This window comes from Paracoccus sp. (in: a-proteobacteria), assembly GCF_046462195.1.
GTDB lineage: Bacteria > Pseudomonadota > Alphaproteobacteria > Rhodobacterales > Rhodobacteraceae > Paracoccus.
The window spans coordinates 1-14,039 of record NZ_JBKGUN010000157.1 but is presented as its reverse complement, the minus strand read 5'-3'; the positions used below and the strand labels follow the sequence as shown (position 1 = coordinate 14,039).

Below are 14,039 nucleotides of genomic sequence, written 5' to 3'. Positions count from 1 at the left end.
TCATGCCTCCCCTGCGGCGGCGCGGCCGCGTTCGGCGCGCAGGTTGCGGGCCAGCAGGTCCAATGCGGCCATGCGGACGGCCACGCCCATCTCGACCTGGTCCTGGATGACGCTGCGGTTGATGTCGTCCGCGATGGTGCCGTCGATCTCGACTCCGCGGTTCATGGGGCCGGGGTGCATGACGATCGCGTCGTCCGCCGCCAGTGCCAGCTTTTCGGCATCGAGGCCCCAGCGGTGATAATATTCCCGTTGCGAGGGGATGAAGCCGCCGTCCATGCGTTCCTTCTGCAGGCGCAGCATCATCACGACATCGGCGCCCTTCAGGCCTTCGCGCATGTTCTCGTAAAGTTCGACCCCCATCTCGGCCGCGCCGGCGGGCATCAAGGTCGCCGGGCCGATCAGCCTGATGCGGTTTTCCATCTTGCCCAGCAGGATCAGGTTCGAACGGGCGACGCGGCTGTGCGCGATGTCGCCGCAGATGGCGATGGTCAGCCGATGCAGCCGCCCCTTGGCGCGGCGGATGGTCAAGGCATCCAGCAATGCCTGCGTAGGATGTTCATGTCGCCCGTCGCCCGCGTTGATGACGGCGCAGTTCACCTTTTCGGCCAGCAGGTTTACCGCCCCTGAATGGGGATGGCGCACGACCAGCAGGTCTGGCTGCATCGCGTTCAGCGTCAGCGCGGTGTCGATCAGGGTTTCACCCTTTTTCACGGAGGACTGGCTGACCGCCATGTTCATCACGTCCGCGCCCAGCCGCTTGCCCGCCAGTTCAAAGCTGGCCTGGGTGCGGGTCGAGTTCTCGAAGAACATGTTGATCTGGGTCATGCCTTCCAGCGCGTCGGAATGCTTGACCGTGCGACGGTTCAGCGAAACATAATCCTCGGCCAGATCCAGAAGCGAGACGATCTCGTCGGGCTTGAGGTGGTCGATGCCCAGAAGGTGACGGGCGCGAAAGCTCATGGGCGGCCTCTTGGCTCGGGGGTCCGGCGTTCTATCGCAGATGGCGGAGAATCCGGCAAGCGGGGAGCCTGACCCCGTGGCCTGCGAAGGCGCGGATCGGCATGGAAGATGCAGGCCGCGCGAATTCTTGCAGGATGTGCAGTGCGGCCTCTTGCCCGGTGCGGGGGCGCGAGATATGGCGGCTTCATGCAGATGACCCGCTATCGCCCCCATATCCTTGCGACATTGTCGTTGGGTCTGCCGCTGATCGGCAGCCATCTGGCACGCATGGCCATCGGCGTGGGCGACACGGTCATGATCGGCTGGTACGGGGTCGAGCCGCTGGCGGCCCTGGTCATCGCGACCTCCTTCTTTCATATCCTGTTCTTCCTGGGCATGGGTTTCGGCACCGGCGTGATGGGGCTGATCGCCAGCCACGTCGCTTCGGGCAACGAGACCGAGGTACGGCGCGGCGCGCGCATGGCCCTGTGGCTGTCCTCGGCCTTTGCGCTGGCGGTGATGCCGCTGTTGTGGTGGTCAGAGCCGATCCTGCTGGGTCTGGGCCAGACGGCCACCGTTGCATCGCTGGCGCAGGATTACCTGCGCATCGCGGGCTGGGGGCTGGCGGTCGTGCTGGGACAGCTGACCCTTGCCTCGTATCTGGCCGCGCTGGAGCGGACGCAGGTGGTGATGTGGGTCACGCTGGCCGGGCTGCCGTTGAACCTGTTCCTGAACTGGGTCCTGATCTTCGGTAACCTGGGGGCGCCCGAACTGGGCGTGCAGGGCGCGGCCATCGCCAGCGTCACGGTGCAGGTTGTCCAGTTGCTGCTGCTGGTGGCTTATGCGGCCTGGTTGCCCATGGCGCGGCAGTACAACCTGTTCCAACGCTTCTGGCGGCCCGACTGGCAGGCGATGCGGCAGGTGGCGCGGATCGGCTGGCCCATCGGCCTGACTATGGTCGCCGAAGGCGGTTTGTTCGTCGCCTCGAACATCATGATGGGCTGGATCGGCACGCCGCAGCTGGCAGCGCATGGGATCGCGCTGCAGATCACCTCGATCACCTTCATGGCGCATCTGGGCCTGTCGAACGCGGCCACCGTGCGGGTGGGGCAGGCCAAGGGCCGGGGCGACCGCCCTTGGATGCGCGACGCGGCCGTGACCGTCATCTGGATGTCCCTGGTCTTTGCCGCCATCGCCATCGCGATCTATCTGCTGTTCTCCGAACAACTGGTGCGGTTGTATCTGGATCCCGACAATCCGCAGGCGCCGGCCATCGTAGCGTTGGGGTCGACGCTGCTGATGTACGCGGCGCTGTTCCAGTTGACGGATGCCTTCCAAGTCATCGCGCTGGGCTTCCTGCGTGGGGTGCAGGACACGCGGGTGCCGATGTGGATCGCGGGCTTCAGCTATTGGGCGGTCGGCATGCCAGTCGCCTGGGCGCTGGCTTTCCCCTTGGGCTATGGGCCGGCCGGGTTGTGGCTGGGTCTGTGCGTGGGCCTGACCTTCGCGGCGATCCTTCTGATGCGCCGCTTCTGGGGTGGTCATGCGCGCGGGGACTGGACCCGGTCCGCGGCCGCGGTCTAACCTGTCGCGCAAAGAGGGAGGTCCCCATGCGTGCAGTCTTTGTCCAGTTCCGATGCGAGCCCGGCCGGACCTATCAGGTCGCCGAGGCCATCTATGACCGCGAGGTCGTCAGCGAACTGTTCTCGACCTCAGGTGACTTCGACCTGATCGCCAAGGTCTACATTCCCGAGGAAGAGGATGTCGGGCGTTTCCTGTCCGAGCGTTTGTTCGACATCCCCCATATCAGCCGCACCCTGACGACCATGACCTTTCGGGCCTTTTGATCCCTTGCAGGGCGGACGCGGTCGGGGCAGTCTGCGCCCATGACACGATTTGCCCCGCTGCCCGCCAGCCTGCCCACCACCGTCCCGTTCATCGGCGCCGAAACCCTGGAGCGTCGGCGGGGCACGCCCTTTGCCGCCCGTCTCGGCGCGAATGAAAGCGCGTTCGGCCCCAGCCCCCTGGCCGCGCGCGCCATGCGCGAAGCCGTGGGGCAGATCTGGAAATACGGCGACGGTCCCAGCCACGACCTGACCCATGCCCTGGCGGCGCATCTGTCGGTCGAACCGCAGCACATTCTGGTGGGTGAAGGAATCGACGGGCTGTTGGGCAACCTTGTGCGGCTGATGGTGGCCCCGGGCGATGCGATCGTGACCTCCGAAGGTGCCTATCCCACCTTCAACTATCACGTGGCGGGCTTTGGCGGCGTCCTGCACAAGGTTCCGTATCGCGACGACGCCGAGGACCTGCAGGCCTTGCTGGACTGCGCCCATCAGGTTGGCGCGCGTCTGGTTTACCTGTCCAACCCCGACAACCCCATGGGCAGCTGGCACAAGGGCACGGAAATCCGGGCGATGCTGGATGATCTGCCACCCGACTGTTCGCTGGTTTTGGACGAGGCTTATGCCGAATTCGCGCCGCAGGACGCGATCCCCGACATTCCTGCCGATGATCCGCGCGTGATCCGCATGCGGACCTTTTCCAAGGCCTATGGACTGGCCGGAGCGCGCATCGGCTATGCCATCGGGGCGCCGGAGCTGATCGCGGGCTTTGACCGGATCCGCAACCATTTCGGCGTGAACCGCATCGCGCAGGCGGGGGCGCTGGCGGCGCTGGCCGATCAGGGATGGCTGGCCCATGTCGTGGCCGAGGTTCATGCCGCCCGCGACCGGATCGCAGAAATCGGCGCGGCGAACGGTCTGACGCCTTTGCCCTCCGCAGCCAATTTCGTGGCGCTGGACACCGGCCGCGACGGCACCCATGCCCGCGCCCTTGTGGCGGCGCTCGAGGCCGAGGGCGTCTTTGTCCGCATGCCGGGAGTCGCGCCGCTGGACCGTTGCATCCGGATCAGCTGCGGTCCGGTAACCCAGATGGAAACGCTGGCCGAGGCATTGCCCCGCGCACTGGCCCGCCTCAATCCCGCATGAAGCGGCGGCGTGCCTCTTCGGCAATCGACTGACGCATCTGCAGCCGCGCAATTTCGGCCAGCAGCGCCTGACGATCCGGCCCTTCGGGCAGATGGGCAAGGCGCTGCTGCGCCGCGATCACCTGCTTTTTAAGGACGATCTCTTCCGGCAGGACGCCCGCCTCGGCCATGATCCGGAATCCGACGGCTTGCCCCGCATCGCCTGCCGGGCGGTGGGGCAGGGGCTTGCCCTCGCCCTTCAGGCCCGACAGCTTTCCCTCGGCTCGCGCCTTCAGCATCATCCGTTCGGCGATCCGCTCCAGCCAGGTCATGGTGTTCCCTGCATCCTGCCGAAGGCGCCCGACCTGGCACCCTCGGTCCGTGGTTACATGGCGGCCAGCTGATCCAGCGCGGCCCGCAGACGGGCGATGTCGTCGTCCAGCACTGCCAGCTTGTCCCGCGTTTCCTCGATCACCTCGGCTTCGGCATTCTCGACGAACCGGGGATTCGACAGGCGCTTGCGGAGGCCATCGGCGTCCTTCTCGACCTTTCCCTGCGCCTTGGTCAGACGGGTGGTTTCGGCCGCCACGTCAATCACCGCGCCAATGGGCAACGCAAAGCTGGCGCCGGAAACCGACACGGCAATCATGCCCTTGCCGACGTTGCCGTCCATGGGCGGATTGACCCGCGCCAGACGCTCGATCAGCGGCGCATTGGCGGCCAGTGCCGCGCGGGCGGCGTCGTCAGCCTCGGTCACGATCAGGTCCAGCTTGGCCCCAGCCGGCACGCCCATCTGCGCGCGGGCCGAGCGTACGGCCTCGATCAGGGCGATGACCCAGTTCATCTGCCGGTCGGCGGTCGCGTCGATCAGATCGGAACCCAGTTGCGGCCAGTCGCCGTGAACCAGCATCCTGGGACGATCCGCCGTCAGCGACCACAGTTCTTCGGTCACGAAGGGCATGATCGGGTGCAGCATCAGATAGCACTGGTCCAGCACCCAGCCCATTGTGGCGCGGGTTTCCTCGGCATGTTCGCCATCGAACAGCGGCTTGGCGAACTCTACATACCAGTCGCAGACCTTGCCCCAGACAAAGGCATACAGGCCCGTCGCCGCATCGTTGAAGCGGTAGGATTCCAGCGCCTCGTCAGCGGCCATCAGGACGCGTGCCGTTTCGCCGATGATCCAGCGGTTCACGGTGTGCCGGGGCTCTGGCCGTTCGCCGCCGCCGCGCACGCCGTTCATCTCCGCAAAACGGGCGGCGTTCCAGATCTTGGTGACGAAATTGCGGTTCACCTCGACATGCTTGGGTCCCAGCTTGGGGTCGCGCCCCATCGCCGCCATCGAGGTCAGGGTAAAGCGCAGCGCGTCCGCCCCGTATTCGTCCACCAGCGTCAGCGGGTCGATGACGTTGCCCTTGGACTTGGACATCTTCGCGCCCTTCTCGTCGCGCACCAGCCCGTGGACATAGACGGTGTGGAAGGGAACGTCGTTCACGACCTCCAGCTGCATCATCATCATCCGGGCGACCCAGAAGAAGATGATGTCGAAGCCCGTGACCAGCACGTCCGTCGGGAAATACTTCTGCAGCTCCTCGGTCGGCTCGGGCCAGCCCAGCGTTCCGATGGGCCAAAGGCCGCTGCTGAACCAGGTGTCCAGCACGTCGGGGTCGCGGGATATGCGGACATGTGAAGGGGAAATCGGCCCATCACCCCAACCGGCTCCACTCGACATAGGCATGGATGCTGCCCGCGCACCCTCGATGCCCTCGTCGATCAGGGGCATCTCCTCGACTTTTACTGACCTGCCAAATTGCTGCGAATAGACTTCCTCTGCTTGAGCAATCGCCGCTGCCGCGTTTTCCGCACAGAATTTACGTCCGCGTATGTCAGTTACGTTACCAACGTCATCATATTCCGGCCCGTACCAGACCGGGATCTGGTGGCCCCACCACAGCTGGCGGCTGATGGTCCAAGGCTCGATGTTTTCCAGCCAGTTGAAGTAAACCTTGCGGTGCTGCTCGGGCAGGATCTGGGTGCGGCCCGTCCGGACGGCGTCCAGCGCGGGGCCGACGATGCGCTGCGTGTCGACGAACCACTGGTCGGTCAGCATAGGCTCGATGACAACGCCCGAGCGGTCGCCGAAGGGCTGCATGATGGGCTTCTGATCGACAACGGGACGACGCTCCAGATGCTCGGCGCCGGTTTCCTTGTCGATTTCCTTGTGCAGATAGGTGACGGCCAGGCCCTCGGCGGTGATTGCCTCGATCACGCGCTTGCGAGCCTCCATGCGGTCGAGGCCGCGCAGGTCGTCGGGAACCAGATTCACCGCCGACACGTCGCCCACATCCTCGCCCCGCGCCGCGCGGGTGGCGATGGCGGCGCTTTCGGCATAGGACAGCCCGTCGCTGCGCATTGCGCCCTTGGTGTCCATCAGCGCGTAAAGCGGGATGTTGTTCCGCATCGCGACGCCATAATCGTTGAAGTCATGCGCGCCGGTGATCTTGACCGCGCCCGAGCCAAAGTCGGGGTCCGGATATTCGTCGGTGATGATCGGGATCAGGCGGCGGTGTTCCTTGGGGCCGACCGGGATCTCGACCAGCTTGCCGATGATGGGGGCATAGCGGGCATCATCCGGATGCACAGCCACGGCACCATCGCCCAGCATCGTCTCGGGCCGGGTCGTCGCGATCGAGATATAATCGCGCGTCTCGCGCAGGGTGACGCGGCCGTCTTCGTCACGCTCGATGTATTCATAAGTCTCGCCGCCGGCCAGCGGGTACTTGAAGTGCCACATATGGCCGGGCGTTTCCCGGTTCTCGACCTCCAGGTCGCTGATGGCGGTCTCGAAATGTGGGTCCCAGTTCACCAGTCGCTTGCCGCGATAGATGATGCCCTTGTTGTACAGGTCCACGAAGACCCGGATCACCGCATCGTGGAAGTTACCTTCCTCGCCCGCAGGCGCGCCGGGGGCGCCGGACATGGTGAAGGCGTTCCGGGACCAGTCGCAGGAGGCGCCGAGGCGCTTCAACTGGTTGATGATCGTGTCGCCCGATTCCTGCTTCCAAGCCCAGATCTTCTCGACAAAGGCGTCGCGGCCGATCTCGCGGCGGCCGGGTTCCTGGCGCTGGGCCATCTGGCGTTCCACGACCATCTGGGTGGCGATGCCGGCATGATCCTGACCGGGCTGCCACAGCGTGTCGAAGCCGCGCATCCGGTGCCAGCGGACCAGGATGTCCTGCAGCGTGTTGTTGAAGGCATGGCCGATATGCAGGCTGCCCGTGACGTTGGGCGGCGGGATCATGACCGTGAAGGTTTCCGTGCGCGAAGCATTGGCCCCGGCCGCGAAGGCCTTCGCCTGTTCCCATCCGGCGCTGATCCGGGCCTCGGCGGCCTTGGCGTCAAAGCTCTTGTCCATCGTCATCGCATATCCCCTTGCCTGGGGCATGGATTAGCGAATGCGCGGGAAAAGGCCAAGGGATGCCGTCAATGGGGCGCTGCTTGCGGCTGGGCCGCGTCGGCTGCCCTCCAATGGGCCATGTGGTCATCGCGCGCCTTTTGAAAGGCAGGACGCGACGTCGCGCGGGCCAGATAGGCGGAAAGCAGGGGCAGGTCGTCCAGAAGCCCCTGCTGCGCCGGGACGCGCAGGACATCGGCCATCAGCAGGTCGGCCACGGTGAAGTCGCCCCCGTCCAGCCAGTCGCGGTCGGCCATCCCTGCCTGAAGCTGGGTCAGGCGCTGGCGCAGCAGCGGCTCTCGTTTGGCGGCCGCCGCCTCGTCGCGGTCAAAGACCTTGGCCAGGATCCACGCCATGCTGAACGGCTCGACGCTGTTCAGCGCCGCCATCACCCATTGCACCGCCTGCCAGTACCGGTCCTTCGGCAGAAGAAGCGTGTCCTTGGCCAGATAGAGCAGGATTGCCCCCGTTTCGAACAGTTCAACTTCGCCGTCGCGCAGCAAGGGCACTTGATGAAAGGGCTGGCGGGCCAGATGGGTCGCCGTCTTGTCCCTCAGGGGAACGGTGGCGATGCGGTAAGGGCGGTGCAATTCCTCCAGCACCCAGCGGATGCGGAGGTCGCGTACATAGCCGCGGGGGAATTCGGGCACCCAGTCATAGGTCGTCAGGACAACGGTCATGGCGTCACCTTCATCGGGCCGACAATGGCGAACGTCGCATGCTGCGGGTCCCGGACGATCGCGATATGGGCGCCACCCGGGACCTCTTGCGGGCCATGCATCACGGTGCCGCCTGCTTCGGTAATGCGGTCGATGGCGGCGCGTACGCCGTTTGTGCCGAAATACGGCAACCAGCAGGGCCGCGGTGCATTTCCCAGTTCCATCATGCCGCCGATCTGCTGGCCACGCCAGGAGAACAGCTGATAGGTGCCCATCGGCCCCATGTTCAGGGCGTGGTCGCGGGACCAGCCCAGCAGGGTTTCGTAAAAGCCGCAGCCGGCTTGGGGATCGGTGCTCATCAACTCGATCCAGTTGCCATGTCCGTCCTTGCGCTGGTTTCAAGCACCCTGGTCTTCAGCAGGCTGCGAATCCATGGGTGCGGGTTCGAGCAGGCCGAAAACCGCCCCCTGCGGATCGGCCGCAACGGCAAAGCGTCCCGTGCCGGGGATCTGATCCGGGCCGTGATGAACCTGACCGCCACTTGCGTGGATGCGTGACAAGGCGTCGTCAATGTCATCGACGTCGAAATAGACCAGCCAGTATGGCGGCAGGTCGTCAGCCGTTTCCATCAATCCCGCGACCCTGTCGGTCCCGTGCGCGGCAAGGTGATAGGTGAAGCCTTCCATTCCCGCGTCGGCTATCTGCCAGCCGAGAACGCGGGAATAAAAGGCGCCTGCGGCTTTGAGCTGGCCCGCAGACGTGGTCAATTCGAACCATCCGGGTTTGCCGTGATCCATGACAGCCCCTCAAGACAGATCGACAACGGGGACGAAGCCGCCCCAGAACATGCGGCGGCCGTCAAAAGGCATGTCGGGAAAATCCTGTCCGGCCATGTCGGCCTCCATCTGACGAGCGGCGGCGTCGCACGTTGCGCGGTCAGGCCATTCGATCCAGCTGAAGACGGGAACTTCGTCCGGTTCGGCCAACGTGGCGCGATAAAAATCGGTCTGCGTCCCGTGGGGAACATCCACGCCCCAGCATTCCGCCTGAAAGGTGGCTCCCAAGTCGCGGAACATGCCGGTTGCGCCAAGAGCCATGTCGACATAGGCCTGCCGCCCTGACTGCGGCACGGCCAAGACAAAGCCCTGAACATAACGGCCTGGCTGACTCTGGCCAATCTCGACGATCGGCTCGAACCCGCCCCATATCATCCGCCTTCCGTCAAAAGGCATCTGGCCCATGTCCTGCATCTCGGGTTCCGTGCCAGCGGCCATTCTGGCGTTGGCCGCATCGGCGGTGGCACGGTCAGGCCATTCAATGCGGGAAAAGACCGGCGTTTCGTCTTCTTGCGCCTGAGTGGCTCGGAAATAATCGGTCTGCTTGCCGCGCGGCACGTCCTCGGCCCAGGCTTCGACCAGCCGCCGCGCGCCGAGGCGCTGGAACATGGGCCAGCTGGCATGCGCGTGGTCGATGAAAGCCTGCCTGTTGGCGGTCGGCACGGCCAGAACAACCCCTTGGACATAGGTCATCGTCATTCCTCCCTGATGCGGTGCGGGAAACTTCTCCTGATTCCCTGACGGAAGTGTTCCCGTTGCAGTATGAAAAAGCAACTGTTAGTATGAAAAGATGACCGGACCGAATTCGAAAATGCGTTATGACGAAGGCTGCCTTGCGGCCCATGCCCTCAATGTGGTGGGGGACCGCTGGGCCCTGCTGGTCGTGCGCGAACTGATGCTGGCCCCCAAACGTTTCCAGATGATCCGGGCGGGAATTCCCGGCATCACTGCTGCCGTGCTCAGCCAGCGCCTGACGCAATTGCAGACAGGAGGCGTGGTGGTTCATGACGAGGCCATGGGTCTTTATGCGCTGACACGATCAGGACAGGGACTGATGCCGGTCCTGCAGGCGATGTGCCGGTGGGGAGCGCTGCATCCGGGGCATGATCCGACACGGTTCATCAGCGCTTCCGCCCTGATGATCTCGATGACGGCAATGATCGGGCCCGCGGGGGGCCAGAAGATCACTGCCGGGTTCCGTATCGGCCCCGAGGGTTTTGTCCAGCGCCTGACCGGCGATGGCATTCTGCACGTCGCCACGGGCAGCGATCCTGCCGTTGATTTCGTGATGGAGGGCAGCGGGAATGCCCTGGCGCGGGCGGTCTATGGCCCGCAGCCACTGGCAGAGCTTTCCGACATCGCCCTTTGGGGAGATGCGCGCCTGGCGCAGCGTTTCGTGGATCTGTTCCGGCTGCGCTAGACTGCGCGGTCCAGCTTGGTCGACAGGTGGATCAGGCTTTCCGACGACCGCACGCCCTCGGTTCCACCGATCCGATCCAGCGTGTCATCCAGTTCGGTCGTGGTGCCCGCCGCCAACTGGACCAGCAGGTCGATGCGTCCGCTGGTCGTGTGGATGCGCTCGACCTGGGGGATGACCTTTAGCCGCGCCAGGATGGCGGGCAGGCTGCGCGGCTCGATCCCCAACAGGACGGTGGCGCGGATGCGGGTCGTCCGGGCAGCCTCTCCCAGACGCAGGGTATAGCCTGCGATGGCGCCGGTACCCTCGAGCCGCTCGAGGCGCGCCTGAACGGTCGACCGCGCCACCCGCAGGCGGCGCGCCAGCACCGCCACCGACATGCGCGCGTCCCCTGACAACTGCGCCAGAATGTTACGGTCCAGATCGTCCAAGAACCCCGCCCGCCTGTTTCGTCAGAATGCCATGAAGTTTGGCATAGTAACTGCCAGATCATGCAAATCCACCCTTTTGAGCGGCGAAACCGGAACAACGAAGCGCCATGCTGAACGGAATCCTCCAGCAGCGAAGGGAAACGTCATGGGACAGCACAAGACCGTTTGGGACAATCCGGCCGAGGTCATTCGCCATCTCTCTCCGGAGCAACCGGTCATGGCGTTTGCGCCGACGGTGCTGCAGGAACGGGCACGGCAGTTCCTCGACGGATTTCCCGGCCTGGTGACCTATGCGGTCAAGGCAAATCCCGAAGAAGCCGTGATCCAGAACCTTGTTGCCGCAGGACTGGGGGGGTTCGACGTGGCCTCGCCCTTCGAGATCGACCTGATCGGCCGCGTGGCGCCGGGCACGGCGCGTCATTACCACAATCCCGTCCGCGCGCGCTCCGAAATTGCCCATGCGGTTGCGCAGGGGATCCGCGCCTGGTCGGTGGACAGTCGATCCAAGTTGGACAAGCTGTTCGAACAGGTGCCGTCCGAGATGGATGGCGTCGGGGTCGAGATCTCGCCGCGTTTCAAGCTGCCAGTGCCGGGGGCGGCCTATGACTTTGGATCGAAGTTCGGGGCGACGCCCGAGCGGGCGGCGGAACTGTTGGCCGAGGTGGCGCGGCGCGGCTATGTCGCCTCGCTGACCTTCCATCCGGGAACGCAATGCGCCGATCCCGTGGCCTGGGAACGCTATATCCGGGCGGCCCGCGCCATCTGCGACATGGCAGGGGTGCGTCCCCGGCGCCTGAACGTCGGCGGCGGCTTTCCCTTGCATCGTGCCATCGGGGCCGAGCCTGACCTGAAAGCGATCTTTGCCCGGATCGCGGATACCACCGCGGCGATGTTCGGCAACAACGCCCCTACGTTGGTCTGCGAGCCGGGCCGTGGCATTTGCGCCGATGCCTGTGCCTTGATTACCTGCATCAAGGGCATTCGCGATGATGGTGCGGTCTTCCTGAACGATGGTGTTTACGGCGGACTGTCGGAACTGCCGATCATCGGCAACATCGACCGGATCGTGGTGTTGACCCCCCAAGGCAAGCCACGCCGAGGCGGGCCGATCGGCCGCGTGATCTTTGGCCCCACCTGCGATTCGGTCGATCGCCTGCCGGGCGAGCTGGGCCTGCCTGCCGATGCGGTCGAAGGGGATTATGTGATCTTTCACGGCGCTGGTGCCTATTCGACGGTCACGAATACGCGCTTCAACGGTTTCGGCGCCCTGACCCATGCCACCGTGATGAACCTGTAAGGACGGGGCCGCCTGTCTTCAGGCGACGGCCTCCATCCCGGCCTTGGGGTGGACGCCAAGGGCGGCACAGACATCACGGGTCAGTTCCGGCCGGTTCAGCGTATAGAAGTGCAGGCGGTCCACGCCGCCTTCGATCAGCTTCTGGCACAGGTCCACGCAAAGGCGGGTGGCCAATCCACGCTGAGCCTCCGGACCGTCGAGGGCTGCCTGCTGGAACGCCGCCTCGGCCCAGGCCGGCACGGTCGTGTTGCAGGTCGCGGCAAAGCGCTTGGTGCCCGCCCAGCTTTGCACCGGCAGGATCCCCGGGATGATCGGCGCATCAATGCCGGCTGCCGCGCATTTGTCGCGAAAGCGGAAAAAGGTTTCGGGCTCGAAGAAGAACTGCGTGATGGCGCTTGAGGCTCCGGCCTCGATCTTGCGCTTCAGCCAGGCGACATCGGCGTCGCTGTGTGCGCTTTCGGGATGGGGTTCGGGATAAGCGCCCGCGCGGATCGTCATATCACCCCGCGCGGCGATTGCCTCGATCAGTTCGACCGAATTGGCAAAGCCTTCCTCATGCGGTGCGAAGCGGTCGGATCCGTGCGGCGCGTCGCCACGCAGGGCCACGATGTCGCGGATCCCGGCATCGGCATAGGACTGGACGATCTGCATCGTCTCGGCCTTGGTGGCCTCCACGCAGGTCAGGTGCGCTGCCACCTCCAGTCCGAACTGGCGGTTGATCGTGGTGACGGCCTCATGCGTCAGCTTGCGGGTCGTGCCGCCTGCACCATAAGTGACCGACACGAATTCGGGGGCCAGCGGCGCCAAGGCGCGCGCGGCCTCCCACAGCTTGAACGAGGCTTCCAGCGTCTTGGGCGGGAAGAACTCGAAGCTGACCTTGGGGCCTGTGCGCGTATCAAGGCGGGACATGGCGATTCCTTTCTGTTGACGACACTTGTGCCATGCGTCCGAGCGTGAGACAAATTCATAATCTTCAAGATCAACCTGAACACGGCTCATCATGCATCTGGAACTGCGCCATCTGCGAACTGTTCACGCCATCCATGAACAAGGAGGGCTGGCGCGAGCGGCCGAGGTGCTGAACATCACCCAGTCTGCCTTGTCCCATCAGGTCAAGGCGCTGGAGGAACAGTCTGGGGTCGAGCTGTTCGTCCGTCGCGCCAAGCCCATGCGCCTGTCTGCGGCCGGCATGCGCCTGCTGCGCCTGGCCGAGCAGGTGTTGCCGCTGGTCGCCGCCACCGAGGCCGAGTTCAAGGGCGTCGAAGCCGGCCGCATCGGGCGACTGCACATCGCCATGGAGTGTCATGCCTGCTTTGACTGGCTCTTGCCGGTGCTGGACATCTTTCGCCGTGCCTGGCCCGACGTGGACGTGGACATCCGCCAGCGGCTGGCCTTTGGCGCGCTGCCCGCGCTGGTGCGCGAGGAGGTGGACTTGGTCATTTCATCGGATCCGGAGGATCTGGCGGGCGTGACCTTCCAGCCGTTGTTCGATTACGCGCCCATGCTGGTTGTTCCCGCGGGCCACCCGCTGGTGGCCAAGGGCCATGCCGAGCCGGCCGACCTGGCGGGGGAAACGCTGATCACCTATCCGATGGACCGCGCGCGGCTGGATGTCTTCAGCCAGTTCCTGACGCCTGCGGGCATCGAGCCGCAACGTCAGCGGACGGTCGAGTTGACGGCGGTGGCGGTGATGCTGGTGGCTTCGGGACGGGGTGTGGCCGTCATGCCGGACTGGGTGCTGCGGCGCGAAGCGGCAAACCCGGAACTGGCCCTGCTGCCCTTGGGAGCCCAAGGTATCCGTCGTCGCCTTTATGCGGCCGTGCGCACGAATGATCTGTCCCAGCCCTACATGGCGCATGTCCTGCGCTTGTCCCGGACCGAGCCCCTGCGCATGCTGCGGGGTGCCGCCGCCTGACGCGCCTTTGGCTTCACATTCCGTGCCGCCTCGCCTATGACGCCCCAACCCCAGTTTCCGGAGCACCCGATGGCAAGCGCCAATCTGAACGTCATGATCAAGGCCGCCCGCAAGGCCGGGCGC

At 65.0% G+C, this 14,039-nt stretch carries 15 protein-coding genes; 6 read left to right on the top strand and 9 right to left on the bottom strand.

Features of this window, described 5'->3' with window-relative positions:
* On the bottom strand, window positions 1–960 hold the full coding sequence (locus ACLHHB_RS10065; protein WP_410218151.1) for an aspartate carbamoyltransferase catalytic subunit: 960 nt from the start codon (window positions 958–960) through the stop codon (window positions 1–3).
* A 186-nt stretch (window positions 961–1,146) separates the two neighbouring features.
* Between ACLHHB_RS10065 and ACLHHB_RS10060 the strand changes: the two genes are divergently transcribed.
* The 3 genes from ACLHHB_RS10060 to ACLHHB_RS10050 are packed head-to-tail and all read left to right on the top strand — an operon-like array spanning window position 1,147 to window position 3,929.
* Complete coding sequence (locus ACLHHB_RS10060; RefSeq protein WP_410218150.1) at window positions 1,147–2,523, top strand: MATE family efflux transporter; 1,377 nt, start codon at window positions 1,147–1,149, stop codon at window positions 2,521–2,523.
* Window positions 2,524–2,549: 26 nt separating this feature from the next.
* On the top strand, window positions 2,550–2,786 hold the full coding sequence (locus tag ACLHHB_RS10055) for an Lrp/AsnC family transcriptional regulator (RefSeq protein ID WP_410218149.1): 237 nt from the start codon (window positions 2,550–2,552) through the stop codon (window positions 2,784–2,786).
* Between the two features lie 39 nt (window positions 2,787–2,825).
* A complete protein-coding gene (locus ACLHHB_RS10050) occupies window positions 2,826–3,929 on the top strand; it encodes a pyridoxal phosphate-dependent aminotransferase (protein ID WP_410218148.1) in 1,104 nt (367 codons plus the stop codon).
* Here ACLHHB_RS10050 and ACLHHB_RS10045 read toward each other — a convergent pair.
* The 6 genes from ACLHHB_RS10045 to ACLHHB_RS10020 all read right to left on the bottom strand — a co-directional run bounded on the left by ACLHHB_RS10045 (window position 3,916) and on the right by ACLHHB_RS10020 (window position 9,549).
* Entirely contained in the window at window positions 3,916–4,239 is a 324-nt protein-coding gene (locus tag ACLHHB_RS10045; RefSeq protein ID WP_410218147.1) for a DUF1992 domain-containing protein, read from the bottom strand. The genes ACLHHB_RS10050 and ACLHHB_RS10045 overlap by 14 nt on opposite strands.
* Window positions 4,240–4,292: 53 nt before the next feature.
* Window positions 4,293–7,328, bottom strand: a complete 3,036-nt coding sequence (locus tag ACLHHB_RS10040) for a valine--tRNA ligase (protein ID WP_410218146.1) — start codon at window positions 7,326–7,328, stop codon at window positions 4,293–4,295.
* A gap of 62 nt (window positions 7,329–7,390) precedes the next feature.
* Window positions 7,391–8,041 (bottom strand): glutathione S-transferase family protein, encoded by a 651-nt coding sequence (locus ACLHHB_RS10035; RefSeq protein ID WP_410218145.1) that lies wholly within the window; start codon window positions 8,039–8,041, stop codon window positions 7,391–7,393.
* Entirely contained in the window at window positions 8,038–8,382 is a 345-nt protein-coding gene (locus ACLHHB_RS10030) for a VOC family protein (RefSeq protein WP_410218144.1), read from the bottom strand. The genes ACLHHB_RS10035 and ACLHHB_RS10030 overlap by 4 nt, the downstream gene beginning before the upstream one ends.
* A 36-nt stretch (window positions 8,383–8,418) precedes the next feature.
* Window positions 8,419–8,817 (bottom strand): VOC family protein, encoded by a 399-nt coding sequence (locus ACLHHB_RS10025; protein WP_410218143.1) that lies wholly within the window; start codon window positions 8,815–8,817, stop codon window positions 8,419–8,421.
* 9 nt (window positions 8,818–8,826) lie between these two features.
* Window positions 8,827–9,549, bottom strand: coding sequence for a DUF1428 domain-containing protein (locus ACLHHB_RS10020; RefSeq protein WP_410218142.1), 723 nt, complete (start codon window positions 9,547–9,549; stop codon window positions 8,827–8,829).
* A 97-nt stretch (window positions 9,550–9,646) separates the two neighbouring features.
* Here ACLHHB_RS10020 and ACLHHB_RS10015 point away from each other — a divergent pair, with 97 nt between their 5' ends.
* Complete coding sequence (locus ACLHHB_RS10015) at window positions 9,647–10,276, top strand: winged helix-turn-helix transcriptional regulator (RefSeq protein WP_410218141.1); 630 nt, start codon at window positions 9,647–9,649, stop codon at window positions 10,274–10,276.
* Here the strand turns inward: ACLHHB_RS10015 and ACLHHB_RS10010 are convergent.
* Window positions 10,273–10,704 (bottom strand): Lrp/AsnC family transcriptional regulator, encoded by a 432-nt coding sequence (locus ACLHHB_RS10010; protein ID WP_410218140.1) that lies wholly within the window; start codon window positions 10,702–10,704, stop codon window positions 10,273–10,275. The genes ACLHHB_RS10015 and ACLHHB_RS10010 overlap by 4 nt on opposite strands.
* Window positions 10,705–10,849: 145 nt before the next feature.
* Here ACLHHB_RS10010 and ACLHHB_RS10005 point away from each other — a divergent pair, with 145 nt between their 5' ends.
* A complete protein-coding gene (locus ACLHHB_RS10005) occupies window positions 10,850–12,001 on the top strand; it encodes a type III PLP-dependent enzyme (protein WP_410218139.1) in 1,152 nt (383 codons plus the stop codon).
* 18 nt (window positions 12,002–12,019) lie between these two features.
* Here ACLHHB_RS10005 and metF read toward each other — a convergent pair whose 3' ends face one another.
* Complete coding sequence (gene metF / locus ACLHHB_RS10000) at window positions 12,020–12,910, bottom strand: methylenetetrahydrofolate reductase [NAD(P)H] (RefSeq protein ID WP_410218138.1); 891 nt, start codon at window positions 12,908–12,910, stop codon at window positions 12,020–12,022.
* 91 nt (window positions 12,911–13,001) lie between these two features.
* Here metF and ACLHHB_RS09995 point away from each other — a divergent pair, with 91 nt between their 5' ends.
* Window positions 13,002–13,916: a LysR family transcriptional regulator gene (locus ACLHHB_RS09995; protein ID WP_410218137.1), complete on the top strand. Its 915-nt coding sequence runs from the start codon at window positions 13,002–13,004 to the stop codon at window positions 13,914–13,916.
* Window positions 13,917–14,039 lie beyond the last annotated feature (123 nt).

What these genes read in the sequence shown, in the direction of transcription:
- ACLHHB_RS10065 (WP_410218151.1), bottom strand. Translation starts at nt 960, where the DNA reads ATGAGCTTTCGCGCCCGTCACCTTCTGGGCATCGACCACCTCAAGCCC.
- ACLHHB_RS10060 (WP_410218150.1), top strand. Translation starts at nt 1,147, where the DNA reads ATGCAGATGACCCGCTATCGCCCCCATATCCTTGCGACATTGTCGTTG.
- ACLHHB_RS10055 (WP_410218149.1), top strand. Translation starts at nt 2,550, where the DNA reads ATGCGTGCAGTCTTTGTCCAGTTCCGATGCGAGCCCGGCCGGACCTAT.
- ACLHHB_RS10050 (WP_410218148.1), top strand. Translation starts at nt 2,826, where the DNA reads ATGACACGATTTGCCCCGCTGCCCGCCAGCCTGCCCACCACCGTCCCG.
- ACLHHB_RS10045 (WP_410218147.1), bottom strand. Translation starts at nt 4,239, where the DNA reads ATGACCTGGCTGGAGCGGATCGCCGAACGGATGATGCTGAAGGCGCGA.
- ACLHHB_RS10040 (WP_410218146.1), bottom strand. Translation starts at nt 7,328, where the DNA reads ATGACGATGGACAAGAGCTTTGACGCCAAGGCCGCCGAGGCCCGGATC.
- ACLHHB_RS10035 (WP_410218145.1), bottom strand. Translation starts at nt 8,041, where the DNA reads ATGACCGTTGTCCTGACGACCTATGACTGGGTGCCCGAATTCCCCCGC.
- ACLHHB_RS10025 (WP_410218143.1), bottom strand. Translation starts at nt 8,817, where the DNA reads ATGGATCACGGCAAACCCGGATGGTTCGAATTGACCACGTCTGCGGGC.
- ACLHHB_RS10020 (WP_410218142.1), bottom strand. Translation starts at nt 9,549, where the DNA reads ATGACCTATGTCCAAGGGGTTGTTCTGGCCGTGCCGACCGCCAACAGG.
- ACLHHB_RS10015 (WP_410218141.1), top strand. Translation starts at nt 9,647, where the DNA reads ATGACCGGACCGAATTCGAAAATGCGTTATGACGAAGGCTGCCTTGCG.
- ACLHHB_RS10005 (WP_410218139.1), top strand. Translation starts at nt 10,850, where the DNA reads ATGGGACAGCACAAGACCGTTTGGGACAATCCGGCCGAGGTCATTCGC.
- metF (WP_410218138.1), bottom strand. Translation starts at nt 12,910, where the DNA reads ATGTCCCGCCTTGATACGCGCACAGGCCCCAAGGTCAGCTTCGAGTTC.
- ACLHHB_RS09995 (WP_410218137.1), top strand. Translation starts at nt 13,002, where the DNA reads ATGCATCTGGAACTGCGCCATCTGCGAACTGTTCACGCCATCCATGAA.